The organism is Methylophaga sp. UBA4204, from assembly GCF_002379485.1.
Taxonomy (GTDB): Bacteria; Pseudomonadota; Gammaproteobacteria; order Nitrosococcales; family Methylophagaceae; genus Methylophaga.
Window position 1 is genome coordinate 53,491 of the sequence record NZ_DFTU01000094.1, and the last position, 1,201, is coordinate 54,691.

Genomic DNA, 1,201 nt, shown 5'->3' on the forward strand with positions numbered 1-1,201 from the left:
TCACGTTCATCAAATGCTGCGGCAATTTGTGCAGAATCCCGGTCGAGCCCCAATGTCAGCTGAGTCATATCGTTAGACCCGATTGAAAAGCCATCAAAGAATTCCAGAAATTGATCTGCCAGTACTGCATTGGATGGTAATTCACACATCATGATCAACCGCAGGCCATTTTTACCGCGTTCCAGACCATTCTTTTTCAAAATTTTGATGACGGCTTCAGCTTCACTCAACGTCCGTACAAAAGGAATCATGACTTCAACATTGGTTAAACCCATGACATCACGGACACGCTTGATCGCTTCACATTCCAATTCAAAGCAGGCCTCGAATTCCGGAGAGCTGTAGCGTGCTGCCCCACGGAAACCAATCATGGGATTTTCTTCGTGTGGTTCAAATTCAGCGCCACCAACGAGGTTGCCATATTCATTCGATTTAAAATCGGACATACGCACAATCACTTTGGATGGATAAAATGCCGCAGCAATAGTCGAAACACCTTCCGTAATACGGCTGATATAAAACTCAACCGGGTCGCCATAAGCAGTAGTTTTTTCGCGGATAACCTGTTGTACTTCCGCATCCATTTTATCGGCGGCCATCAATGCTTTCGGATGAATACCGATCATATTATTTATAATGAATTCCAGCCGAGCCAGACCAACACCGTCATTAGGGAGTTGTGAAAAGCTGAATGCACGGTCAGGATTCCCCACATTCATCATAATTTTGACGGGTAACTCAGGCATTTGGTCCAAAGACTGAACCCGATGTTCAAACTCAAGCAGTCCCTGATAAATATAACCTTCATCACCTTCGGCACAGGAAACTGTGGCTGAAATGCCTTCAGCAACTTTTTCAGTAGCATCGCCACAGCCTACTACAGCCGGGATACCTAATTCACGTGCAATGATAGCGGCATGACAGGTGCGACCACCACGATTAGTAATAATCGCCGCCGCTTTTTTCATGATCGGTTCCCAATCAGGATCCGTCATATCTGTTAGTAATACATCGCCCGCTTCAAATTGATCCATCTGATCGAGGCTGCTCAGAATCCGAACCCGACCACTGCCAATTTTCCTACCAATGGCGCGACCACGGGCCAACAATTCACCTTTATCTTTTAAAATGAATTGCTCAGTAACATTTACACTGCGGCTTTCAACCGTTTCCGGGCGAGCCTGAACAATGTAAATCTGGA

General features: G+C 45.8%; 1 protein-coding gene. It reads right to left on the reverse strand.

The features are described from left to right. A partial coding sequence (ppsA, locus tag B3182_RS14375) for a phosphoenolpyruvate synthase (protein ID WP_292753251.1) occupies positions 1-1,201 on the reverse strand: 1,201 nt, incomplete at both ends.